This window comes from Nocardia sp. CWNU-33, assembly GCF_046764895.1.
Lineage (GTDB): Bacteria > Actinomycetota > Actinomycetes > Mycobacteriales > Mycobacteriaceae > Nocardia.
Genome location: NZ_JBKOQN010000004.1, coordinates 83,590 through 104,760, shown reverse-complemented (window position 1 = coordinate 104,760; position 21,171 = coordinate 83,590). Strand labels below are relative to the sequence as shown.

Below are 21,171 nucleotides of genomic sequence, written 5' to 3'. Positions count from 1 at the left end.
CACGATCAGACGCCTTCGGCCAGTTCCATCCAACGCTCTTCGGCGGCTTCCTTTTCCGTGACCACCTGCTTGAGCTCCGCGCCGAGCGCGAGCAGCTTGTCCGGCTCCGTCGCGGCCTCTGCCAACGCGGCGTGTAGTCGCTGCTCGCGTTCGTCGAACTTCTCGATGGCCCGTTCGAGCTTGGAGAGTTCCTTGCGTGCGGCGCGCTGAGCCGCGGCGTCGGTCACAGGTGCGGACTTCACCTCGGCGGCGCCCGCGCGAATCGCGACATCGCCCTGCGCGGCGCGCTTCTTCAGGTACTCATCGATGCCGCCGGGCAGGTTGGTGAGTTTGCCGTCGCCGAACAACGCCCAGGTGGAGTCGCAGATGCGCTCGATCAGGTAGCGGTCGTGGCTGATGACGACCAGGGTGCCCGCCCAGTTGTCGAGCAGGTCCTCCAGCTGCTGCAGGGTGTCGATGTCCAGGTCGTTGGTCGGCTCGTCGAGCAGCAGCACGTTGGGCTCGGCCATCAGGATGCGGGTCAGCTGCAGCCTGCGCCGCTCACCACCGGACAGATCCCCGACCGGCGTGCGCTGGCGAGCCGGGGTGAAGCCGAGCCGTTCGGCCAGCTGGCCCGCGGAGATCTCCTTGTCGCCGAGCATGATTCGCTGCGCGACCTGTTGCACGGCTTCCAGCACGCGCATATCGGTCGGCAGATCGTCGAGTTCCTGACGCAGCCAGCCGATCTGCACCGTCTGGCCCTGAATGCGCTTGCCCGCGGCCGGTTCCGTGTCCCCGGCCAGGGTGCGCAGCAGGGTCGTCTTGCCGGATCCGTTCACGCCGACCAGGCCGACCCGCTCCCCCGGCGCGAGACGCCAGGTCAAGTCGCGCACCAACTCCCGGCCGTCCGGGGTGGCGAGAGTGGTGTCCTCCAGCTCGATAACGACCCGTCCGAGACGTTTTCTGGCGAACGCGGCCAGCGAGACGCTGTCGCGCGGCGGCGGCACATCGGCGATCAGCGCCTCGGCCGCCTCCACCCGGTAGCGCGGTTTGGAGGTGCGTGCCTTCGCGCCGCGCCGCAGCCAGGCCAACTCCTTGCGGGCCAGATTGCTGCGTCGCGCTTCGGAGGCGTCGGCCTGCCGTGCACGTTCGGCGCGGGCGAAGATCCAGTCGCCGTAACCGCCCTCATAGCTTTCCACCTTGCCGCCGACGACCTCCCAGGTATTGGTGGCGACGGTGTCGAGGAACCAGCGATCGTGGGTCACGACCACCAGTGCACTGCGGCGGTTGAGCAGATGTTCGGCCAGCCACTGCACACCCTCGACGTCGAGGTGGTTGGTCGGCTCGTCGAGCACGAGCAGATCGAGATCGCGGACCAGCGCGGCGGCCAGGGCAACTCGACGGCGCTCGCCACCGGATAGGTTGTCGATCGAGGTCTCCAGGCCGAGCCCAGCGATCCCGATGCCCTCCATCACCGAGCGGATGCGCGGATTGGCAGCCCATTCGTGTTCGGCGACATCGTCGGTCATCGCGTCGTCGGCCAGCCCGGCCAGCACCACGGAACCGACCGTCGCACCAGGTGGCAGCACCCCGCGCTGGGTCACGACCGCGATTCGCAGACCGCCGACTCGGCTCACCCGGCCACTGTCGGGTGGCTCGAGGCCGGTCAGCACCTCCAACAGGGTGGTCTTGCCGCCGCCGTTGAGGCCGACGACACCGATCCGCTCGCCCGCGTGCACGCCGAGCGACACGGTGTCCAGGAGCGGGGTGATCCCGAAGCTCTTGGAGACCTGTTCGAGGTTGATCAGGTTGGACATAGATCCTTCCGAGTCATGCGCGGGCGGAGTGCTCGCCCCGGAGCAAGCGTACTGTTCCGGCTCTTCGCCTACTCAGGCCATACGAGTGGGCGGGCGAAAAGCGCTGCTCTCTATACGACACTCGCCCGGTACCAGTCGGCAGTCACCGATGCGACGATCCGGTCATGGCCATGACCGCCTTCCAGCCGACGCCGCGCACGGGTTGCGGAACGAACGGCGTTCGTTTACAGTAATCACAACGAACAACGTTCGTTACGAACAATGTTAATCCGAATGGCGCTCTCGAAGTAAAGCCGCAGAATGGGAGCCCCACCTCAGCCCGAGGTGCGAGGGGCGGCACTGTTCAACTACCCCTTACGTGGAGGTTCTCATGCATATCGGTCTCGGCCTGCCCATTTCCGATCCCGCCGCCCTGCTCGACTGGGCCCGCCGCGCCGACGCGGGCCCCTTCTCCACCCTCGGCCTGCTCGACCGGCTCGTGTACGACAACCCGGAACCCCTTGTCGCACTCGGCATGCTCGCAGGCGCGACCAGCCGCATCAAAGTGCAGACCGAGGTGCTCATCGCACCGCTGCGCGAGCCGACGCTGCTCGCCAAACAAGCCGCCACTCTCGACCGCATGTCCGGCGGCCGCCTTGTCCTCGGTCTCGGCGTCGGTGGTCGCGAAGACGATCACATCGCCTCTTGCACCGACATCCGCACCCGCGGCCGCCGCCTGGACGAGCAGATGGAGATCATGCGTCGCCTGTGGTCCGGCCAGGCCTACGGCACCGACTGCGGCCCGGTCGGTCCCACGCCGCTGCGCCCCGAAGGCCCCGAGGTGCTCTTCGGCGGTTTCCAGCCCGCCGCCATCGACCGCGTCGGCCGCTGGGGCGGCGGCTTCCTCGCCGCCGCGGCACCGTCCTGGGCCGGTGGCCTCTTCGATACCGCCCGCCGTTCGTGGACCGAGCACGGCCGCGCCGGTGAGCCCCGCATCGTCGCCCAGGTCAATGTCGCGCTCGGCGCGCCCGACCTGGTCGAGGAAGCCAAGGCTGCCATGGGCGCCTACTACGAATTCAGTGGCCGCGCCGACTACATGGTCGCCGGAATGCTCACCACGCCCGACGAAATCCGCGCCGCCATCAAGCAATTCGACGATCTCGGCGCCGACGAAGTGATGCTCTACTGCTACGGCGGCGACGCCGACCAGGTCGACCGCCTCGCCGACGTCATCGGCTAGTCGCGAGTCGTCAGCGCTTGCCCTGGCCCTCGCCGCTCAATATGCGAGCGCCGGGGACCGGGCCGCTCGCGGTGCGAACACTGCGACAGACACCGGCGCCCGCGAGTTCGGCGGCGACCGCCACGGCGGATTCCGCACTGTCGCAAAGGAAGGCACAGGTGGGGCCGGAGCCGGAGACCAGACCGGCCAGCGCGCCCGCGGTGACACCCGCACGCAGGGTGCGACGCAGCTCCGGTTTCAGCGAAAGCGCCGCGGCTTGCATGTCGTTACCGAGTAGTGGCGCGAGCTGGTTCGGGTCGCCGGAGGCCAACGCCTGCATCAGCTCTTGCGGCTCGCCGAGGCGAGGCGGGACGCCGTGCGCACGCAGGCGATCGAGTTCGCCGAATACCGCGGGGGTGGACAGCCCGCCCTTGGCCAGTGCGAGCACCCAGTGAAAGGTACTGCGGGACAACACCGGAAGCAGCCGCTCGCCGCGGCCGGTGCCCAGCGCGGTGCCACCGTGCAGCGCGAAGGGGACATCACTACCCAGTTCGGCTGCGACCGCGGATAATTCGTCGCGAGTCAGTCCGAGGTCCCATAGCTCGTTCAAGCCGACCAACGCAGCCGCGGCATCCGCGCTACCACCCGCCATACCGCCCGCCACCGGAATGCCTTTGCTGATGGCGATTTCCACCAGTGGGGCCCGGCCGGCCAGGTGCGCGAGCCGGACGGCCGCCTTCCACACCAGGTTGGTGCGGTCGGTCGGCACGTCCGCCGCGCCCTCGCCGGCGACCCGCACCATGAGCGAGGCCGACGGCGAGATCTCGAGATCGTCGCTCAGCGATAGCGCCTGGAACACCGTGGTCAGATCGTGATAGCCGTCCGCGCGCAGGTCGCCGACGCCGAGATGGAGATTCACCTTGGACGGGGCGCGCACGACGACTGGGCTGGGCACAACTGACAACACGGTGGTCAAGCTTAGTGGGCACAGCCGGACAACGTCCGTCCCAAACCTGCGACGGACCGAGCAAAAGCAAGCCACCCGCGCAAGCCCTGGACCGAGCGAAGGCACGGCACCCCCACAAGCCCCGGACCGAGCGAAGGCACGGCACCCCCACAAGCCCCGGACCGAGCGCAGGCACGGCACCCCCACAAGCCCCGGACCGAGCGAAGGCACGGCACCCCCACAAGCCCCGGACCAAGCGGAGGCGAGGTAGCCGCTCATGCGCCGGACCGAGCGGAGGCGAGGTAGCCGCTCATGCGCCGGACCGAGCGGAGGCGAGGTAGCCGCTCATGCGCCGGACCGAGCGGAGGCGAGGTAGCCGCTCGTGCGCCGGACCGAGCGGAGGCGAGGTAGCCGCTCGTGCGCCGGACCGAGCGGAGGCGAGGTAGCCGCTCGTGCGCCGGACCGAGCGGAGGCGAGGTAGCCGCCTATCGGCTGCCTACGACAGGTGCGCGGCTCGCGATGAGCCATGCACCGGATGTGTGCCATTCGGTTACAGGAGGGCGCCTCCGGTGGCATCGATCCATTGACCGGTGACCCAGCGCGAGTCGTCCGAGGCGAGGAACGCCACCACATCCGCGATATCGGCGGGCTGCCCGACGCGCTCGAGCGGAGAGTAGGCGGCCACCATCGCCTCGGCCTGGTCGTTGCGCAACCAGGCCGCATTCATATCGGTGTCGATTATGCCGGGCGCAACTGCGTTCACCGTGATGCCGCGGGCGCCGAGTTGCTTGGCCAGGTTGGCGGTGAAGACGTCGATCGCACCCTTGCTCATCGTGTAAGCGATCAGCTGGGGCATCGCGAAGCCGTGGGTGAGCCCGGTAGAGATATTGATGACGCGGCCGCCGTCGCGCAGTCGCTCGAGGCCGTGCTTCGTGACGAAGAACGGCGCTTTGGCGTTGACCGCGAACACGCGGTCGAAGGCGGCTTCGTCGGTGTCGCCGATGGGCGTGCGGACATCGCCGACACCCGCATTGTTGACAATGATGTCCACGCCGTCGGCGTGCGCGTCGAACGCCGCCCACAGTGCCGCGGCGTCGCCGGGCACACCGAGCTCGGCCCGGATCGCGAACGCGGAGCCGCCCGCCGCTTCGATCGCCGCAACGGTCTCCTTCGCCGCATCTTCGTTCCCGTTGTAGTGCACGGCAACCCGCGCACCGTCCCGTCCCAGCCGTTCGGCGATGGCGCGGCCGATGCCTCGGCTGCCGCCGGTGACCAGTGCCGTCTTGCCTGTGAGTGCACCCATGAGGCGAGTTCCTTTCTCTAGCGATCGCTACAGAAAGGACGTTAGCACATTTTCTAGCGATCGCTATAGAATGATTTCCATGAGCGCACCCACCCGGGGCCGACCCCGTTCCTTCGATCGCGATGCGGCACTGGAGCAGGCGTTGCGACTGTTCTGGGCGCGTGGATACGAAGCAACCTCGATCGGCGACCTGACCGCCGCGATGGGCATCGGAGCGCCGAGTCTGTACGCCGCCTTCGGCGACAAGGCCAAGCTGTTCAACGAGGTGGTGGCAACCTTCGGCACGCGCTACGGCGGATTCGTCGCGCGCGCACTCGCCGAAGAACCGACGGCCGAGGCGACGGTGCGGCGCATCCTGCGCGAGGCGGCGACGGAGTACACCCAGCCCGACTGCCCGCACGGCTGCCTGGTGATGAGCGCCGGACTGAACACCACCAGCACCGAGATCGCCGCCCTGCTGCGCGGCATGCGCAACCGGAACATCGAGGTCTTCACCGCCCGCATCCAGGCGGATATCGACGCGGGAATCCTGCCTGCGGACATCGACGCGGCCATGCTCGCCCGCTACATCGGCACAGTCATGCAGGGCATGTCCCAGGCCGCGCGCGATGGAGCCGCGTCGGCCCAGCTCCAGCAAGTCGCCGAATGGGCCATGCACGGCTGGCCGGGCGCCGCTCCAGCGAACACCAACAGGTCGGCATCGACCGCACGGCGATAGCCGAGCCCCGTGCTCGAACTCCGGCGTTCACCAACACGACGCCACAGCCACAGGAACTATGAGCACGACGCAAACGACTACCCGACGACGCGGCGGCGCGGCCGATCGATCAACACTTGCGCGCAATACCCATGGGGGGTATGTTAATTCGTGTCGGGGATACCCCGGGTCCGTATGATCAACCACGAACGAAGGAGTCGGACATGGCCACCACCACTTACACCGTTACGGGGATGACCTGCGGGCACTGCGTCAGCTCGGTCCGCGAGGAGATCGGCAAGATCGACGGCGTGACCGGTGTCGATGTGGACCTCGCCACCGGCGCGGTCAAGGTCGACAGCACCACCCCGGTCACCGATGCCGATATCGTCGCCGCCGTGGACGAGGCAGGCTACGAGGTCGCCGTCTGATGCAGGACCGGCTGAAGTTCGCCGCGGTCGGCGGCGGGCTCGTCGCGCTGTTGGGCATCGCGCTCGGCATCGGCGCGCTGGTGGGCGGTCCGGCCGAGCAGGCGCCGGACCACAGCGCGATGCCGCACACCGGCCAAGATGCGGCCACCGGGCTGTCGAATGCACAATCCGGCTATGCGATATCCGATGTGACCGCTCCGGCGGAACCGAACCAGGCCGGTTCACTGCAGTTCCGGATCACCGGGCCCGACGGGGCTCCGGTGACCCGATTCACCACCCAACACGACAAGAAGCTGCATCTGATCGTCGTCCGATCCGACACCACCGGGTATCGGCACCTGCATCCGACCATGGACGACGCGGGCACCTGGTCGATCGAGTGGAGTTGGGCGGCCCCGGGCACGTATCGCATATTTGCCGACTTCGTCCCGGAAACCAGCGGCGCCGGGCCGGGTGATCTGGTGCTCAGCCGCACCGTCACCGTCTCGGGAGCGGCCGTGCCGCAACCACTTCCCCCACCGACACGGCGCGCAACGGTGGACGGATATCAGGTGACGTTGGCAGGCGATCTCGGTACCGCGGGCAGCGAATTACGCTTCACCATCGCGCGCGACGGCCTTCCGGTGTCCGATCTGGAGCCGTATCTCGGCGCATACGCACACCTGGTCGCCTTACGCGCCGGCGACCTTGCCTACCTGCATGTGCACCCACAGGGCGAGGTCGGCCGCACCCCTGCGGGTCCCGAGGTGTCCTTCCATGCGCAGGCCCCGAGCGCGGGCGCGTATCGGCTGTATCTGGACTTCGCACACGGCCGATCCGTCCACACCGCGGAGTTCACCGTCGAGGTCGAATCATCCACAGTGCCATCCACATCCGGTAGTCACTCGCATCCGGGTGGCGATCGCTGATGGCCACGCCCGCCGACCAGCGCTCGATCGAGCTGGAGATCGGCGGGATGACCTGCGCATCCTGTGCCGCGCGGATCGAGAAACGGCTCGGAAAAATCGAGGGCGTCACGGCCACCGTCAATTTCGCGACGGAAAAGGCAAAAGTTAGTTATCCACAATCCGTTTCGCCGGAACAGCTGGTCGAGCAGGTACACGCCGCGGGATATACCGCGCACGTTCCCGCGCCGCCCACAACAGAAACCGACCGGTCCGATGAAAGATCCACCGCACTCGATCGACTTCGACAACGACTGCTGATCAGCACCGGGCTTGCGCTGCCGGTGGTCGCGATGGCGATGATCCCCGCGCTGCAATTCGATAACTGGCAATGGCTTTCGCTCGCGCTCGCAGGGCCAGTGGTGTTCTGGGGCGGCGCCGATTTCCATCGGGCCGCGCTGAGCAATGCCAGGCACGGCGCCGCGACCATGGACACCCTGATCTCGGTCGGCACCCTGGCCGCCTTCGGCTGGTCGGTGTACGCGCTGTTCTTCGGTCACGCCGGAATGCCCGGCATGAAGCACTCGTTCAGCCTGGGCATCGAGCGGGCCGATGCGGCGTCCAACGTGTACTTCGAGGTTGCCGCCGGGGTGATCGTCTTCATCCTGGCCGGGCGATATCTGGAAACCCGAGCCAAGGATCGGGCAGGCTCTGCGCTGCGAGCGCTGCTCGAGCTCGGGGCAAAGGACGTTTCCGTGCTGCGCGGCGGCGTCGAAATCCGGGTTTCGGTTGCGGAATTGCGCGTGGACGAGCTGTTTCTCGTCCGCCCCGGCGAGAAGGTCGCCACGGACGGTGTGGTGGTCGAAGGCAATTCGGCCCTCGATCTGAGCCTCCTGACCGGAGAATCACTGCCCGTCGACGTCGGTCCGGGCGATGTCGTGATCGGCGCGACGGTGAACGCGGGCGGGCTACTGACCGTGTGCGCCACCCGAATCGGTGCCGATACCCAACTGGCACAGATGGTCGCACTGGTCGAAGAGGCGCAGAACAGCAAGGCGCCGGTGCAACGACTTGCCGATCGAGTCGCGAGCATTTTCGTCCCGATCGTCTTCGTCATTTCGGCGCTCACGCTGGCAGTGTGGCTGGTCACCGGGGCATCGACAGCAGTGGCGTGCGGCGCGGCCGTGGCGGTACTGATCATCGCCTGCCCCTGCGCGCTCGGCCTGGCCACGCCCACCGCACTCCTCGTCGGCACCGGGCGCGGCGCTCAACTCGGCATCCTGATCAAGGGCCCGCAGGTACTGGAATCGACCCGACGGATCGACACGGTCGTGCTCGACAAGACCGGCACGGTGACCACCGGACGAATGACGTTGGCGGACATCGTCACCACGAACGGCACCGGCGCTGCGGGCATGATCACCTTCGGAGACGAGATCCCGCCCGCGGGCGACCCGCTTGCCGGCCGTGGCGTGTCCGCAGACGAGCTGCTGACCATCGCCGCGGCAGTGGAGTACGGGTCCGAGCATCCGGTAGCGCAGGCGGTCGTCGCCGCCGCGGCCGAACGCAGACTGGTGGTACCCCCCGTGCAGCAGTTCAGCAACCATGGCGGCAAGGGTGTGCAGGGCGTCGTCGACGGTCGTGCGGTGATTGTCGGCCGCAGCGCCCTGCTGGAAGAGTGGTCGATCGCACTGCCCACACCGCTGGCGGCGGCCAAAGCCGCGGCCGAAAGCGCAGGCAATACCGCGATCGCTGTCGCATGGGACGGCGCGGCGCGTGGCGTGCTCGTGGTCACCGATGCGATCAAACCGACCAGCGCCGAGGCTATTACCGAACTCCGCCGCCTCGGAATGACCCCCGTGCTGCTGACCGGTGACAACGCCGCCGCCGCAGGTACCGTCGCCGACCGGGTCGGCATCGACGAGGTGATCGCCGAAGCACTGCCGATCGAGAAGCTGGAAGCAATACGGCGACTACAGAATTCGGGCAGAGTCGTGGCAATGGTCGGCGACGGAGTCAACGATGCCGCCGCGCTCACCGCAGCCGACCTCGGCTTGGCCATGGGCACCGGCACCGACCTCGCCATCGAAGCAGGCGATATCACCCTCGTCCGAGGTGACCTCCGCACCGTCGGTGCGGCCATCCGCCTCTCCCGCGCCACCCTGCGCACCATCAAGGGAAACCTGTTCTGGGCCTTCGGATACAACGTTGCCGCAATCCCCCTCGCCGCGGCCGGGCTCCTCAACCCCATGCTCGCAGGCGCCGCCATGGCCCTGTCCAGCGTCTTCGTCGTCAGCAACAGCCTGCGCCTGCGCTCCTTCCGCTGACCCCGTCGACCAACGCACCGCAACTGGCTTCAAATTCCACGCCGCTCTAATCGAACGCCGAGCAATGCCACAATTCATCGAGGTGAGTCGAATGGCGCCTATCCGTACTGTGCGCAACCGCCATTCGACTCCGCGCAGCTATCGGTGTCGGCGGGATCGGAGCCTACGCCTGATTCGCGAGGCGGACGAAGGCCGCGGTGTCCAGGGTTTCGCCGCGCGCTGTGGGGTCGATACCTGCGGCGACGAGGCGGCGTTCGGCCTCGGCGGGTGATCCCGCCCAGCCGGCAAGTGCCGCGCGAAGTGTCTTGCGGCGCTGGGCGAACGCCGCGTCGATCACGGTGAACACGCGACGGCGGTGTGCTTCGTCCATCGGCCACGGCGCTTCGCGGTAGCGCTCGACCCGCACCAGACCCGAATCGACGCGCGGCACCGGCCAGAAGACCTGGGTGCCGACCGCGCCCGCGCGGCGCACGGCGCCGAAGAAGCCTGCCTTGACGCTCGGCACCCCGTAGGTGCGGTTGCCTGGTTCGGCGGCAAGCCGATCGGCCACCTCGGCCTGCACCATCACCAATGACGTGGTGATGCTCGGCAATTCGGCGAGCAAATGCAGCAGCACGGGCACAGCCACGTTGTACGGCAGGTTCGCGACCAGGGCGGTCGGCACCGCGGGCAGGTCCTGCGCGGTGATTCGTAGTGCGTCGGCCGCGACAACCTGCAAGTGTCCGGCCAACTCCGGGGCCCGATCCGCCACGGTCACCGGCAGGTGCTCGGCGAGCACCGGATCGATCTCGACCGCTACCACCGATGCCACCACGTCCAGCAACGCCAACGTCAGCGACCCGAGACCGGGCCCGACCTCGAGCACCGTGTCCCCGCGCCCGACGCCCGCCGCCGCGACGATGCGCCGCACCGTGTTCGCGTCGTGCACGAAGTTCTGCCCGAGCTGCTTGGTCGGCCGCACACCGAGCCGCTCGGCCAGCGCCCGCACCTCGGCGGGCCCGAGCAGGGCAGCGCTCCCACGAGCGGAAATATCGGGTTCGGACACTGGAAGAACCTACCAACTCCGGCGCCGAGCCGACCTCTTGCCTCGACGCAACCGGTCCAGCAACAACGCGCTACCCGCACATCAGCGCACCACCGACACAACAGCGCACCACCCGGAAATTGGAGCACTGCATCCGAGGCGGCACCGGGAAATGGAACACCACACCCGAGGCAGCACCCCGAAACATCGAACACCACACCCGAAGCAGCACCCGGCCACAGCGCCCTGCACACGCATCAGTCTGCGATGCAGGGGTCCGCGGCGTCCGGAGAACCTGCCGAAGGCAGTCGGCCCGATCAGCAGTCCTCGCCACGGACCGGTGACATCAGGGCTGGGACGGCACCGCGAAGATGCGCGCGAGGAATTCGTCGAGCGCCGTCGACATCTGCTGGTTGAGCTGAGTATGTTTTCTGGTACCGACCACGGCCTGGAAGTCGACGCGATTGGCTACGAACTGGGCGACGAGCGCGGCGTGCAGTGGGGAGGGGACGACGGTGTCGGTCGCATTGAGCAGCAACAGGATCGGCGCGTCGTAGCCGCTGGTCGGCACGGTCATGTAAGCGTCGAGAGCGGCGCGCATCCGCGCGTCCGACAGCGGACGGGCCAGCAGGTCGCCGACGCCGAGACCCCGCACGCGCTCGATGATTTTGCCGGAGCATTCGGTACCGATGCCATCGAGGACGGACCGGCCGAGTGGGGTCAGGTATCCGTTGACATCGATATCGGGACGCGCCGCGCGTAGCCCGGCCAGGATGCTCACATAGAAGCTCATCCAGTCTTCGGTGTGCGGAATCGCCGGGATGGCGGGCCCGGTCAGCAGGAGCAACTTTTCGACGTCGGACTCGGGGTCGATCGCGATGGCGCCGCGGAAGTCGAGGTCAGGGGCGTAGCTCGCCTGAAGGTGTCCGGTGCCGAGCGCGGCCTGCCCGCCCTGGGAGGCGCCGATCACACCCCACGTCCGAGACAGTTCGGGCCGCGCCACGCGCGCCGCGCGAACCAGGTCGATGGTGGCGGTCGCCTCGGTGCCGATTTCCAGGTACGGGTGCGGCCCGGTGTCGAACCGCCCGAGTCCGAGATAGTCGGGCGCCACCACGGCGAACCCCTTCTCGACCGTGCGCCGCATCATCTCGTCTTGTTTGGTGCGGCCGCGCCGGAACGGACTTCCGACGGGGTCGGCCTGACCGCCGCAGCCCGCACCGAGCCCTGAAGTGCCATGGTCGAAGGCCATCACCGGCCATCCTCCCGCGGGCGGCGCACCCGCGGGAACGAAGAGTGCTCCGCTGGCCGGCCGCGGCGCGCCGTCGGAACCGCGCATCCAGTACTCGATCACCGACCCGCCGGACATTCCGTGCCAACCATCCGCCTGCGCGACCGCGGAAATCAACACGCCCGGTTTCGACGCGCCCACCGGCGCACTCGTCACCCCTAGCGCAACTCCAGCAGCGGCCACCGCGGCAATCACGGTCCGCGCGAACGTCCGCGGCAATCGCATCGAACAACTCATCTCGCCAACCCCAACCACCCCAAACTTGGACGAGTGTACAGTTCGGCGCCCCACCGCCAAGGTCTCTGCGGCGAATACTGAGCAATCCCATAAAGATACAGAGATCCTGTAGAAATCCGCGCACGCAACGCTTACTCGGCGAGCCCTTTCCGGCGACCGGGCAACTGATTTCGCAAGCACAGAGGCAATTCACCGGGGCACCCAGGAAAACTCGACCTGGCACCCAACACAGGAGCAGACCGCAACCTCGCAGCACCCAACTCGTGTGGCCCGAATACGCGCAGCGGCGAATCAGCCCCCGATACCGAGGCGGCTGGTGCATGCGGGCCAAGCACCCCAACCCTGACGACCACGCGTGACTTCAGCGATAGCGATCTGCTCTTCCCGGGTCGCCATATCGGCCCGTGGCGCATACTTCAAGCCGCCCTGCCGTTCCCAGGTGCCTTGATCGAACTGAATGCCACCGAAATAACCGTTGCCGGTATCGATCGCCCAATTACCGGTCGATTCACAACGGGCAAGTGCGTCCCAGATCGCACCATCGCGCACCGGCGGCACCTCGGTGCCCGGTTTGGCGCCCTTGCGAACAGTCTTGGGCTGCGCGGTTACCGTGATATTCGAGGCGATCGGCTGCCTGCTCTCTTCCTTACCGTTCACCATGGTGACCGCGAAGGTGACATCCTGCACCCCTGGCGCACCCGGCGTCTCCACCACGGTGCGGCTCATGTTCATCGTCGGGTCTTCGATCACGTTCTCCGGCGGATCCAACGGCAGTGTCTCCGTGCGGTTTTCGATCCGCTTGCGAGTCACCACGATGTGCAGGCCATCGGTCAGCGCTGTGTTCGCGGCAGGCTCGACGGAGTCCTGCTGGATCAGCGGAATGCCTGCCGCAGTGAGGAATTCACCGACCGTCGGTGCGGCGAGCCGAACATCGACCGGCTGCCCGAAGCCGTCGAGCAGCGACACCGAGCGTGGGCTGAACACATTCACCGCCGCACCCTCCAGCGGCAGTTTTTCCTTGCGCGCCGGGGAAACGAAGGTGTCAGCGGGTAGGCGCAGCTGCTCGACGACATCGCCCGCCGTCAATCCGGTGGACCACACCTTTTGTGGTTTGCCGTCCACCGACAGCGTGATTTCCCGCGCCCGGTTCAACATGATCGTCGCGCCGTCGGCAATGGTCGCGGCCCGCGAAGGCTGGACGAGGTCCCGATCGTTCACATCTAATCCGGCAGCCTTCAACACGCCGCCGACATTGCGCGACATGGTGTCCTGCGTCGACATTTCACCGTCGACGACCACCGTCACCGTCTTGCGGTTCACGATCGCCATCGCGGCGCCGACGATCAGCGTCACGAGCAGCGCCGCGACCGCCGCGTACAGCATCGGCGAGCGCGACTGGTTGATCCTCGTGAATGGAGACATGGTCACAGTACGATAACGAAGGGGTCAGAGGTCGACAACCGGGGAATGCGTAGCAGGGGGTTCAGTGATCACGAATTGATATCACCACCGCAGGTAGATCACAAAACGCACCAATAATAGTGACCTAGGACACAACAAAGAGATCAGGGGTCTTAACGCGACCGTGGCTCAGATGCCGTAGATACGACGCGCGTTAGCGGTGGTGATCTCGGCGAACTCCCCCGCATCCTGCTCACGCAGCTCCGCGAGCGCCCGCACCGTGTACGGCAGGCAATACGGTTCGTTCGGCGCACCACGGAACGGATGCGGAGTCAGATATGGCGCGTCGGTCTCCACCAGAATCTGACCATCGGGCACCACCTTGGCGGCTTCCCGCAATTCGTGCGCGTTCTTGAAGCTCACGGTGCCGGAAAAGCTGAGGATGTAGCCCTCGGCGACGCAGGCCAGCGCCATATTGGTGTCGGAGGAGAAGCAATGGAAGATCACCGTCTCCGGCGCGCCCTCGTCGAGCAATACCGTCAGTAGGTCGTGGTCGGCCTCGCGGTTGTGGATCATCAACGGCTTACCCACGCGCTTCGCCAGATCGATATGCCAGCGGAAGCCTTCGATCTGCGTCTCGATATCGGCGCACCCGTCGAGCTTGCCCGGCCAGTAATAATCGAGTCCGGTCTCGCCGATCGCGACAACCCGCCGATCGGCGGCCAGTCGCTCCAACTCGGCTTTCGCCGCATCGTCGAGCGCATTCGCCCGCGTCGGATGTAATGCGACGGCGGCGTACACACGTGCATCCCAATTCGCGGCCTGCACGGCCCACTGCGCGGCGGCAAGATCGTCGGCGACCGTGACCACCTGTCCGACGCCGACCGACGCCGCGCGATCCACGATGACGGCCGTCGATTCGGCATCGGTCGCGCCGCAGGCATCGAGGTGGGTGTGCGCATCCACCAGGGGGGCAAGGGGTTCCGGCAGCGCGGGCGCCGAGCGCTTGTCGCTCATCGGCGCGTCTCGACAGACCGGAGCACGGTGCCACGAGAAACGGCGCGTCCGGACAAGAGCGCCGCCGCATCGCGTCCGGGGATATTCGCGTGAGGGTTGGAAACCACGCGCATTACAGTAGACATCACCATGAGCGCAGCCGAACGCCCCGCCTTCTATGTCACAACGGCCATCGCGTACCCGAACGGTGCGCCGCATATCGGGCACGCCTACGAGTACATCTCGGCGGACGCCATTGCCCGCTTCAAGCGGCTCGACGGGTACGACGTGTTCTTCATGACCGGCACCGACGAGCACGGTCAGAAGGTGCAGCAGACCGCGCTCGCCGAGGGCATCCCGGTGGAGGAGCTCGCGTCGCGCAACTCCGACGTGTTCGAAGCGATGGACAAGACGCTCGACATCTCCTTGGACCGGTTCATCCGCACCACCGATGCGGATCATCAGGTCGCCAGCATCGCGCTGTGGGAGCGGATGCTCGCCAACGGCGACATCTATCTCGGCACCTACTCCGGCTGGTACTCGGTACGCGACGAGGCGTTCTACACCGACGAAGAGACCACGCTGCTGGAGGACGGCACGCGGATCTCCACCGAGTCGAAGACGCCGGTCGAGTGGACCGAGGAATCGAACTACTTCTTCCGGCTGTCGGACTACCAGGACAAGCTGCTCGCGCTCTACGAGGAGCATCCCGAATTCATCGCGCCCGCGACCCGGCGCAACGAGATCGTCAGCTACGTGAAGGCCGGCCTGAAGGATCTGTCCATCTCTCGGACCACCTTCGACTGGGGCGTTCCGGTGCCCGGGCATCCCGATCACGTGATGTATGTGTGGGTGGACGCGCTGACCAACTACATCACCGGCGTCGGCTTCCCGGACACGGAATCCGCCACGTTCCAGCAGTTCTGGCCCGCCGACGTGCACATCATCGGCAAGGACATCTCCCGCTTCCACACGGTGTACTGGCCCGCGTTCCTGATGTCGGCAGGCGTCGCACTGCCGAAACGCGTTTTCGTGCACGGGTTCCTGTACAACAAGGGCGAGAAGATGTCCAAGTCGGTCGGCAATGTCGTCGACCCGCTCGCCTTGGTCGACGCCTTCGGGCTCGACGCCGTGCGTTTCTTCCTGCTGCGTGAAATCTCCTACGGCCAGGACGGCAGCTACAGCCACGAGGCGATCGTCGGCCGGATGAACAGCGACCTCGCCAATGAATTCGGCAACCTGGTGCAGCGCAGCCTGAAGATGGTGGCGAGGGACTGCAACAGCGCGGTGCCGACCCCGGGTGAGTTCACCGACGAGGACCGCGCCCTGCTCGATAGGGCCAATGGCCTGCTCGACCGCTGCCGCATCGAATTCGATTCCCAGCAAATGCATTTGGCGCTGGAAGCGATCTGGCTGACCCTCGGCGAGGCCAATAAGTACTTCTCCGCCCAGGCGCCGTGGACGCTGGCAAAGTCCGGCACCGAGGAGGACCTCGCCCGCGAGGCTACAGTGCTGTACGTGACGCTCGAGGTGCTGCGCATTGTCGCCATCCTGGTGCAGCCGGTGATGCCCGGTTCGGCGGGCAAGATCCTCGACCTGCTCGCACAGCAGAACCGCACCTTCGCCGACATCGCGACGCCGATCGAGGCCGGCGTCCCGCTGCCCGCGCCGGAGGCGGTCTATCCACGCTATGTGGAGCCGAAAACCGAGGCGTAGCAAACAAGTAAGTATGTGCCGGAGCCCCCGGCCTTCAAGAGAAGGTCGGGGGCTCTTGCGTATTCGAGGTCAGCTGGTCCAGCGCTGCCGAAAAACCGGTCGCGCACGGTGGCCGGGGCGGGTCGAGTACGCCATGACCGAAGGCGGCGACTTTCCCGATGCCTTCGCCGACCGGGACGCGGCCGACAGCCTACTTCCAGCGGTCGAGTAGCCGGTTCGCCTCGGCGGCGAGCGCGAACTGCAGGTAGGGCCCGAAGCTTATTCGGGCGACACCCTGGTCGGCGAGCACCGCCTTGTCGGATTCGCCGGGCACCGCGACCATGCTGACCGGGAGCGGCAGTTCGCTCGTCAGGCGGCGCACGTCTGCGTCGGAGTGGCGGCCAACGGGGAACAGCACGTCGGCGCCCGCCGCGGCGGCCAGCTGCAGTCGTGCGATGGCGCGGTCGAGGCGATCGGATTCGTCGCCGTCCTCGCGCAGGAACATGTCGGTGCGGGCGTTGACGACCACATGCACCCCTGCCGCGTCGGCGTACTGACGCAGACCGTGCACGAAGGCCGCGTGCTCTTCGGCGCCGCGCAGCCGACCGCCCTCGCTGTGCACGGTGTCCTCGATATTGAGGCCGATCGCGCCCGCCTCCAACAGCCCCTCGATGAGCTGGGCGGGCTCGAGCCCGTAGCCGGATTCGATATCGACCGACACCGGAACCTCGACGACCTCGGTGATCTGACGGACCCGGGTCAGCAGCTCCGCGAAGGTCATCCCCTCATTGTCGCTGCGGCCGACCGAGTCCGCGACCGGGTGGCTGCCGAGGGTCAGTGCCGAGAAACCCGCGGCCACCGCGAGGTTTGCCGACCACGCGTCCCACACCGTCGGAAAGACGGCGGGATCGCCGGGGCGATGCAGCTCGAGAAATGCCTTGGCCTTGCCTTCCAGTGAGGTCATGCGATCGATTGTGTCAGCCCGCAGCGAAAACCTCATCGAGTGTCACCCGAGAGAACGCGGCGAGCCGCCTCGGATGGCAGAGTCTGTAACGGGAAAAGTACGGCTACGCAAGATGATTGGAGCAAGATGAAGGTCGGCATCGTCGGTGCGGGACACATCGGCGGCGGGATCGCCCGCCAACTGGCCGGAGCCGGGCATGAGCTCATGCTCGCCTTCAGCCGCGACCAGGAGACGCTGAGGGCTCTCGCCGCCTCGATCGGGCCGACCGTCACGGTCGGCACGCCCGCGGAAGCTGTCGCATTCGGCGAGGTGGTGGTGATCTCGGTGCCGTGGCCGGTGCTGCCCGAAGCCTTGCCACAGCTGGGTTCGCTGGCAGGCAAGATCGTCATCGACACCACCAACCAGTTCGGCGCGCCACAGCCACCGGAAGGGCGCACCGCCGCCCAATTCAACGCCGAGCGGATGGCGGGCGCGCGCTACACCAAGTCGTTCAACACCCTCACCGCCGCATTCCAGGCTCAGACGGCGACCAGGACCGGCGACGACCGTATCGTGCAATGGCTTTGCGGCGACGACGCCGAGGCCAAGAGCATCGTCGCCGGGTTGATCACCGACGCGGGCTTCATCCCGATCGACCTCGGCGGCACCGCTGACGCGGCCGTGATGGAAGCCCCGCGCCGCGCCGGCGCGGTCTACGGGGAGGAATACCGCGCAGCCGACGCAATGGCCGTCGTAGACGCAGTCGCCGAGGGCAAACCCATCCCCGCCACCCCCAGCTACCAGTAACCCCGCCCTCCCCTGCGGCAACGGCGTCAGTGAAATGGTGGTTTCGGGCTCGGCTCGGGCCGCCATTTCACTGCGCTCGATGTCGCACCCGACTCGGCCGCACTACTCTGCGTCGTCGCGGCGGGCAGCGAGGACAGCGTCGTAGAGCTCGTTGCGGGAGGCGCCGTTTGCGGTGGCTACTCGGGCACAGGCGTCCTTGAGGCGGAGTCCTTCGGCGGTGAGGGCTTCGACCTCCTCGACCAGATCCGCGGGATCGGCGGATTTGGGTTGCGCACCGGCGACGACCACGGTGATCTCACCGCGCGCGCCGTCGACGGCCCAGGCCGCTACCTCGGCGAGCGTGCCGCGCACCACCTCTTCATAGGTCTTGGTCAGTTCGCGGCAGACCGCGACTCGACGGTCCGGTCCGAGCACCTCGACCGCATCGGCGAGGGAATCGGCCAGCCGGTGCGGCGCTTCGAAGTAGACGCAGGTTCGTGGCTCGGTGATCAAGGTGCGCAACCACTCTCGACGCTGGCCGGACTTTCGTGGCGCAAAACCGTCGAAGCAGAACCGCTCCACCGGCAAGCCGGACAATGCGAGCGCGGTCGTCACCGCGGACGGGCCGGGCAGGCAGGTCACCGGAAGGTTGCGCTCCACGCACGCCGCGACCAGGCGATAGCCGGGGTCGCTGACCGACGGCATACCCGCGTCGGTCACCAGCAGCACCGTCAGCCCGTCCTCGATATCGCCGAGCAATGCCGGGATCTTCGCGGTCTCGACATGGTCGTCGAACCTGACCACCCGTCCGCTGATCTCCACCCCGAGCGCCTTCGCCAGCGCTCGCGTCCGCCGAGTGTCCTCGGCGGCGACGATATCGGCGGACCCGAGCGCGTCGCGCAGTCGCTGCGACGCATCACCGATGTCACCCATCGGCGTCGCACCGAGCACCAGCCTGCCCGCCGCGTTCGCGCCGGTTGCCGCCTCGTCCGTCACCGCACTCCTACCTCGGCCACACATCGGCCTCGTCCAGACAATTGCCCCGGTAGCAGCGTATCGACCGGGGGCCGTCGATCCCGACCACGCCCACCGAAGGCCGGCCATCCGCTGCCGATCCGGAGCATCGAACCGATCGAGACACCCCCGTCGGCAGTCGTACGCACTGTGATTCGCGCGGCGGCATGCTCACCGATGCGCGTCCCCTCCGGGTGCACAGCATACGATCGGGGCGTGACCCAGGTGACCGACCAGCGCGCGACCGCACCAGGGGCCGTACCCTCCTGGTCGAGCCCCGCGCCTCTGCGGCCGTCGCCCGATTTCGGGCCGCTCGACACCGTGCGGGGGTGGGCGGTCACCGTGTTCCTGACCGCGATCGCGGCGGTGACCCGGTTCACCAACCTGGATTACCCGACCGACGCGCACACTCCGGTCTTCGACGAGAAGCACTACGCCCCGCAGGGCTGGCAGATGCTCACCGGCGGCTGGGTCGAGGACAATCCCGGCTACGGGCTGGTGGTGCACCCCCCGGTCGGCAAACAGCTGATCGCGATCGGCGAGTGGATGTTCGGCTACAACGGCTGGGGCTGGCGCTTCACCGCCGCGCTCGCGGGCACCCTGCTGGTTCTGCTGGTCATCCGCATCACGCGGCGGATGACACGATCCACACTGATCGGCGCGATCGCGGGCATCTTGCTGATCGCGGACGGGGTCACCTTCGTCTCCTCGCGCATCGGCATGCTCGACATCTTCATGGCGTTATTCGTCACCGCTGCCTTCGGCTGTCTCATCGTCGACCGCGACGAAGTCAGAGCGCGGATCGCGCGCGTCGACGCCGAGGGCCGCATCGACGCGAGTCCATGGGGTCCGCGCCTCGGGGTGCGCTGGTGGCGATTCGGTGCGGGGGTGATGCTCGGGCTCGCCTGCGCAACCAAGTGGTCCGGCATCTATTTCGTAGTTGCCTTCGGCCTGCTCAGTGTCTGCTTCGACCTGACAGCGCGGCGGGCATACGGTGTGCGCAGCCCCTGGTTCGGCACTGCGCTCCGGGATGTCGGGCCCGCGCTGTACGCGCTGGTGCTCATCCCGCTCGGCCTCTATCTCGCCTCCTACTGGGCGTGGTTCGCCAGCGAGGACGGCGTGTACCGGTATGCGGTCGGCAATCAGGTCGGACGCGGCGGGGCCTTTTCGTGGCTGCCCGATGCGCTGCGCTCGCTGTGGTTCTACAGCGGGGAGACCCTCCGTTTCCACGACGGCCTCACCAACTCGGCCGGTAACCATCACCCCTGGGAGTCCAAGCCGTGGACCTGGCCGATGGGGTTGCGGCCGATGCTCTACTACTACGCCGACAACGGGGTCACCGGCTGCGGCCAAACCCAGTGTGTGAAGGCCGTGATGCTGATCGGCACGCCCGCCATCTGGTGGATCGCGTTCCCGATGCTCGCCTGGGCACTGTGGCGCACGATGGTCCGCCGCGACTGGCGCTACGCCGCGGTGCTCGTCGGCTACGGCGCCGCCCTGCTGCCCTGGTTCTTCACCCTCGATCGGCAGATGTACTACTTCTACGCCGTCGCCCTCGCCCCGTTCCTGGCGATGGGCGTGGCGCTGGTGCTCGGCGACATCCTCGGTCCCGCACGCAGCAGTCCGTTCCGCCGCAGTCCCGCGGGCACCTTCCTGCCCGCGGCACCCAGCGAGCGGCACAGTCTCGGCCTGTTGGCGGTCTGTATCTACCTCGGCTTGGTCATCGCCAACTTCGTCTGGCTCTGGCCGATCCTCACCGGCATGGCGATCACACCCGGCAACTGGCACGCTCATCTCTGGCTGCCCAGCTGGCGTTAGGGCTGCACTCGGCCGACCACGGACCTAACTTTCCAGCGCGGATGTCACGTAGCGCAGGGCAGTTTCGTTGTCCAGACCGAGTCGGCGAATCGCGTTGACGTAGTCGGTGGCGGCCCGGCCCGCCGCATCCTTGGTCGGATCACCGGAGGAGGCGATGAACGAGCCTTGCCTGCCCCGGGTTTCGACGACACCGTCGGCCTCGAGTTCGCGATAGGCGCGAGCGACGGTGTTCGGCGCGAGACCGAGTTCCGCCGCCAGTGCACGAACCGTCGGTATCTTCGTGCCCGCGGTCAGCTCACCCGACCGCACCTGCGCGATGATGCCCATCCGTAGCTGCTCGTAGGGCGGCGCGGGCGAATCATGGGTGATGGTGATGTTGAACATGGC

18 protein-coding genes are annotated in these 21,171 nt (G+C 67.2%); 8 read left to right on the top strand and 10 right to left on the bottom strand.

The window, feature by feature from the left end:
- Window positions 1–5: 5 nt before the first annotated feature.
- On the bottom strand, window positions 6–1,796 hold the full coding sequence (locus ACLMAL_RS06435) for an ABC-F family ATP-binding cassette domain-containing protein (protein WP_328406126.1): 1,791 nt from the start codon (window positions 1,794–1,796) through the stop codon (window positions 6–8).
- A gap of 370 nt (window positions 1,797–2,166) precedes the next feature.
- Between ACLMAL_RS06435 and ACLMAL_RS06430 the strand changes: the two genes are divergently transcribed.
- On the top strand, window positions 2,167–3,015 hold the full coding sequence (locus ACLMAL_RS06430) for an LLM class flavin-dependent oxidoreductase (RefSeq protein WP_411998233.1): 849 nt from the start codon (window positions 2,167–2,169) through the stop codon (window positions 3,013–3,015).
- Window positions 3,016–3,025: 10 nt separating this feature from the next.
- Here the strand turns inward: ACLMAL_RS06430 and ACLMAL_RS06425 are convergent, their stop codons facing one another.
- Window positions 3,026–3,961, bottom strand: coding sequence for a 4-(cytidine 5'-diphospho)-2-C-methyl-D-erythritol kinase (locus ACLMAL_RS06425; RefSeq protein WP_411998232.1), 936 nt, complete (start codon window positions 3,959–3,961; stop codon window positions 3,026–3,028).
- A gap of 529 nt (window positions 3,962–4,490) precedes the next feature.
- The gene (locus ACLMAL_RS06420; protein WP_411998231.1) at window positions 4,491–5,243 is read right to left on the bottom strand and encodes an SDR family oxidoreductase; all 753 of its coding nucleotides are present in this window, start codon (window positions 5,241–5,243) and stop codon (window positions 4,491–4,493) included.
- 79 nt (window positions 5,244–5,322) lie between these two features.
- Here ACLMAL_RS06420 and ACLMAL_RS06415 point away from each other — a divergent pair, with 79 nt between their 5' ends.
- The 4 genes from ACLMAL_RS06415 (at window position 5,323) to ACLMAL_RS06400 (ending at window position 9,582) form a co-directional block, all read left to right on the top strand.
- Window positions 5,323–5,961 carry a TetR/AcrR family transcriptional regulator gene (locus tag ACLMAL_RS06415; RefSeq protein ID WP_411998230.1) on the top strand — a complete coding sequence of 213 codons (639 nt, stop codon included), beginning with the start codon at window positions 5,323–5,325 and terminating at the stop codon, window positions 5,959–5,961.
- Window positions 5,962–6,164: 203 nt separating this feature from the next.
- Window positions 6,165–6,371, top strand: a complete 207-nt coding sequence (locus ACLMAL_RS06410) for a heavy-metal-associated domain-containing protein (RefSeq protein ID WP_411998229.1) — start codon at window positions 6,165–6,167, stop codon at window positions 6,369–6,371.
- Window positions 6,371–7,279 carry a hypothetical protein gene (locus ACLMAL_RS06405; protein WP_411998228.1) on the top strand — a complete coding sequence of 303 codons (909 nt, stop codon included), beginning with the start codon at window positions 6,371–6,373 and terminating at the stop codon, window positions 7,277–7,279. Before ACLMAL_RS06410 ends, ACLMAL_RS06405 begins: the two co-directional genes overlap by 1 nt.
- Window positions 7,279–9,582: a heavy metal translocating P-type ATPase gene (locus ACLMAL_RS06400; RefSeq protein ID WP_411998227.1), complete on the top strand. Its 2,304-nt coding sequence runs from the start codon at window positions 7,279–7,281 to the stop codon at window positions 9,580–9,582. Before ACLMAL_RS06405 ends, ACLMAL_RS06400 begins: the two co-directional genes overlap by 1 nt.
- Before the next feature lie 163 nt (window positions 9,583–9,745).
- On the opposite strand, the gene rsmA is transcribed toward ACLMAL_RS06400, so the two are convergent.
- The 4 genes from rsmA to ACLMAL_RS06380 form a co-directional block, all read right to left on the bottom strand.
- Entirely contained in the window at window positions 9,746–10,627 is an 882-nt protein-coding gene (rsmA, locus tag ACLMAL_RS06395; protein WP_406233130.1) for a 16S rRNA (adenine(1518)-N(6)/adenine(1519)-N(6))-dimethyltransferase RsmA, read from the bottom strand.
- 325 nt (window positions 10,628–10,952) lie between these two features.
- Complete coding sequence (locus ACLMAL_RS06390) at window positions 10,953–12,119, bottom strand: lipase family protein (protein ID WP_411998226.1); 1,167 nt, start codon at window positions 12,117–12,119, stop codon at window positions 10,953–10,955.
- A gap of 303 nt (window positions 12,120–12,422) precedes the next feature.
- Entirely contained in the window at window positions 12,423–13,553 is a 1,131-nt protein-coding gene (locus ACLMAL_RS06385; protein WP_411998225.1) for a transglycosylase family protein, read from the bottom strand.
- Window positions 13,554–13,721: 168 nt separating this feature from the next.
- Window positions 13,722–14,549, bottom strand: a complete 828-nt coding sequence (locus ACLMAL_RS06380; protein WP_411998224.1) for a TatD family hydrolase — start codon at window positions 14,547–14,549, stop codon at window positions 13,722–13,724.
- 129 nt (window positions 14,550–14,678) lie between these two features.
- On the opposite strand from ACLMAL_RS06380, the gene metG reads away from it, so the two are divergent.
- The gene (gene metG, locus ACLMAL_RS06375; protein WP_411998223.1) at window positions 14,679–16,244 is read left to right on the top strand and encodes a methionine--tRNA ligase; all 1,566 of its coding nucleotides are present in this window, start codon (window positions 14,679–14,681) and stop codon (window positions 16,242–16,244) included.
- A gap of 190 nt (window positions 16,245–16,434) precedes the next feature.
- Here metG and ACLMAL_RS06370 read toward each other — a convergent pair whose 3' ends face one another.
- On the bottom strand, window positions 16,435–17,187 hold the full coding sequence (locus ACLMAL_RS06370; protein WP_328406152.1) for an isocitrate lyase/phosphoenolpyruvate mutase family protein: 753 nt from the start codon (window positions 17,185–17,187) through the stop codon (window positions 16,435–16,437).
- A gap of 126 nt (window positions 17,188–17,313) precedes the next feature.
- Here ACLMAL_RS06370 and ACLMAL_RS06365 point away from each other — a divergent pair, with 126 nt between their 5' ends.
- Window positions 17,314–17,973 (top strand): NADPH-dependent F420 reductase, encoded by a 660-nt coding sequence (locus tag ACLMAL_RS06365; protein ID WP_411998222.1) that lies wholly within the window; start codon window positions 17,314–17,316, stop codon window positions 17,971–17,973.
- Window positions 17,974–18,075: 102 nt separating this feature from the next.
- Here ACLMAL_RS06365 and rsmI read toward each other — a convergent pair whose 3' ends face one another.
- Window positions 18,076–18,948 (bottom strand): 16S rRNA (cytidine(1402)-2'-O)-methyltransferase, encoded by an 873-nt coding sequence (rsmI, locus tag ACLMAL_RS06360; protein WP_411998221.1) that lies wholly within the window; start codon window positions 18,946–18,948, stop codon window positions 18,076–18,078.
- A 234-nt stretch (window positions 18,949–19,182) separates the two neighbouring features.
- Between rsmI and ACLMAL_RS06355 the strand changes: the two genes are divergently transcribed.
- Window positions 19,183–20,784 (top strand): dolichyl-phosphate-mannose--protein mannosyltransferase, encoded by a 1,602-nt coding sequence (locus ACLMAL_RS06355; RefSeq protein WP_411998220.1) that lies wholly within the window; start codon window positions 19,183–19,185, stop codon window positions 20,782–20,784.
- 24 nt (window positions 20,785–20,808) lie between these two features.
- Here the strand turns inward: ACLMAL_RS06355 and ACLMAL_RS06350 are convergent, their stop codons facing one another.
- Window positions 20,809–21,168, bottom strand: coding sequence for a GntR family transcriptional regulator (locus ACLMAL_RS06350; protein WP_411998440.1), 360 nt, complete (start codon window positions 21,166–21,168; stop codon window positions 20,809–20,811).
- Between the last annotated feature and the right edge of the window lie 3 nt (window positions 21,169–21,171).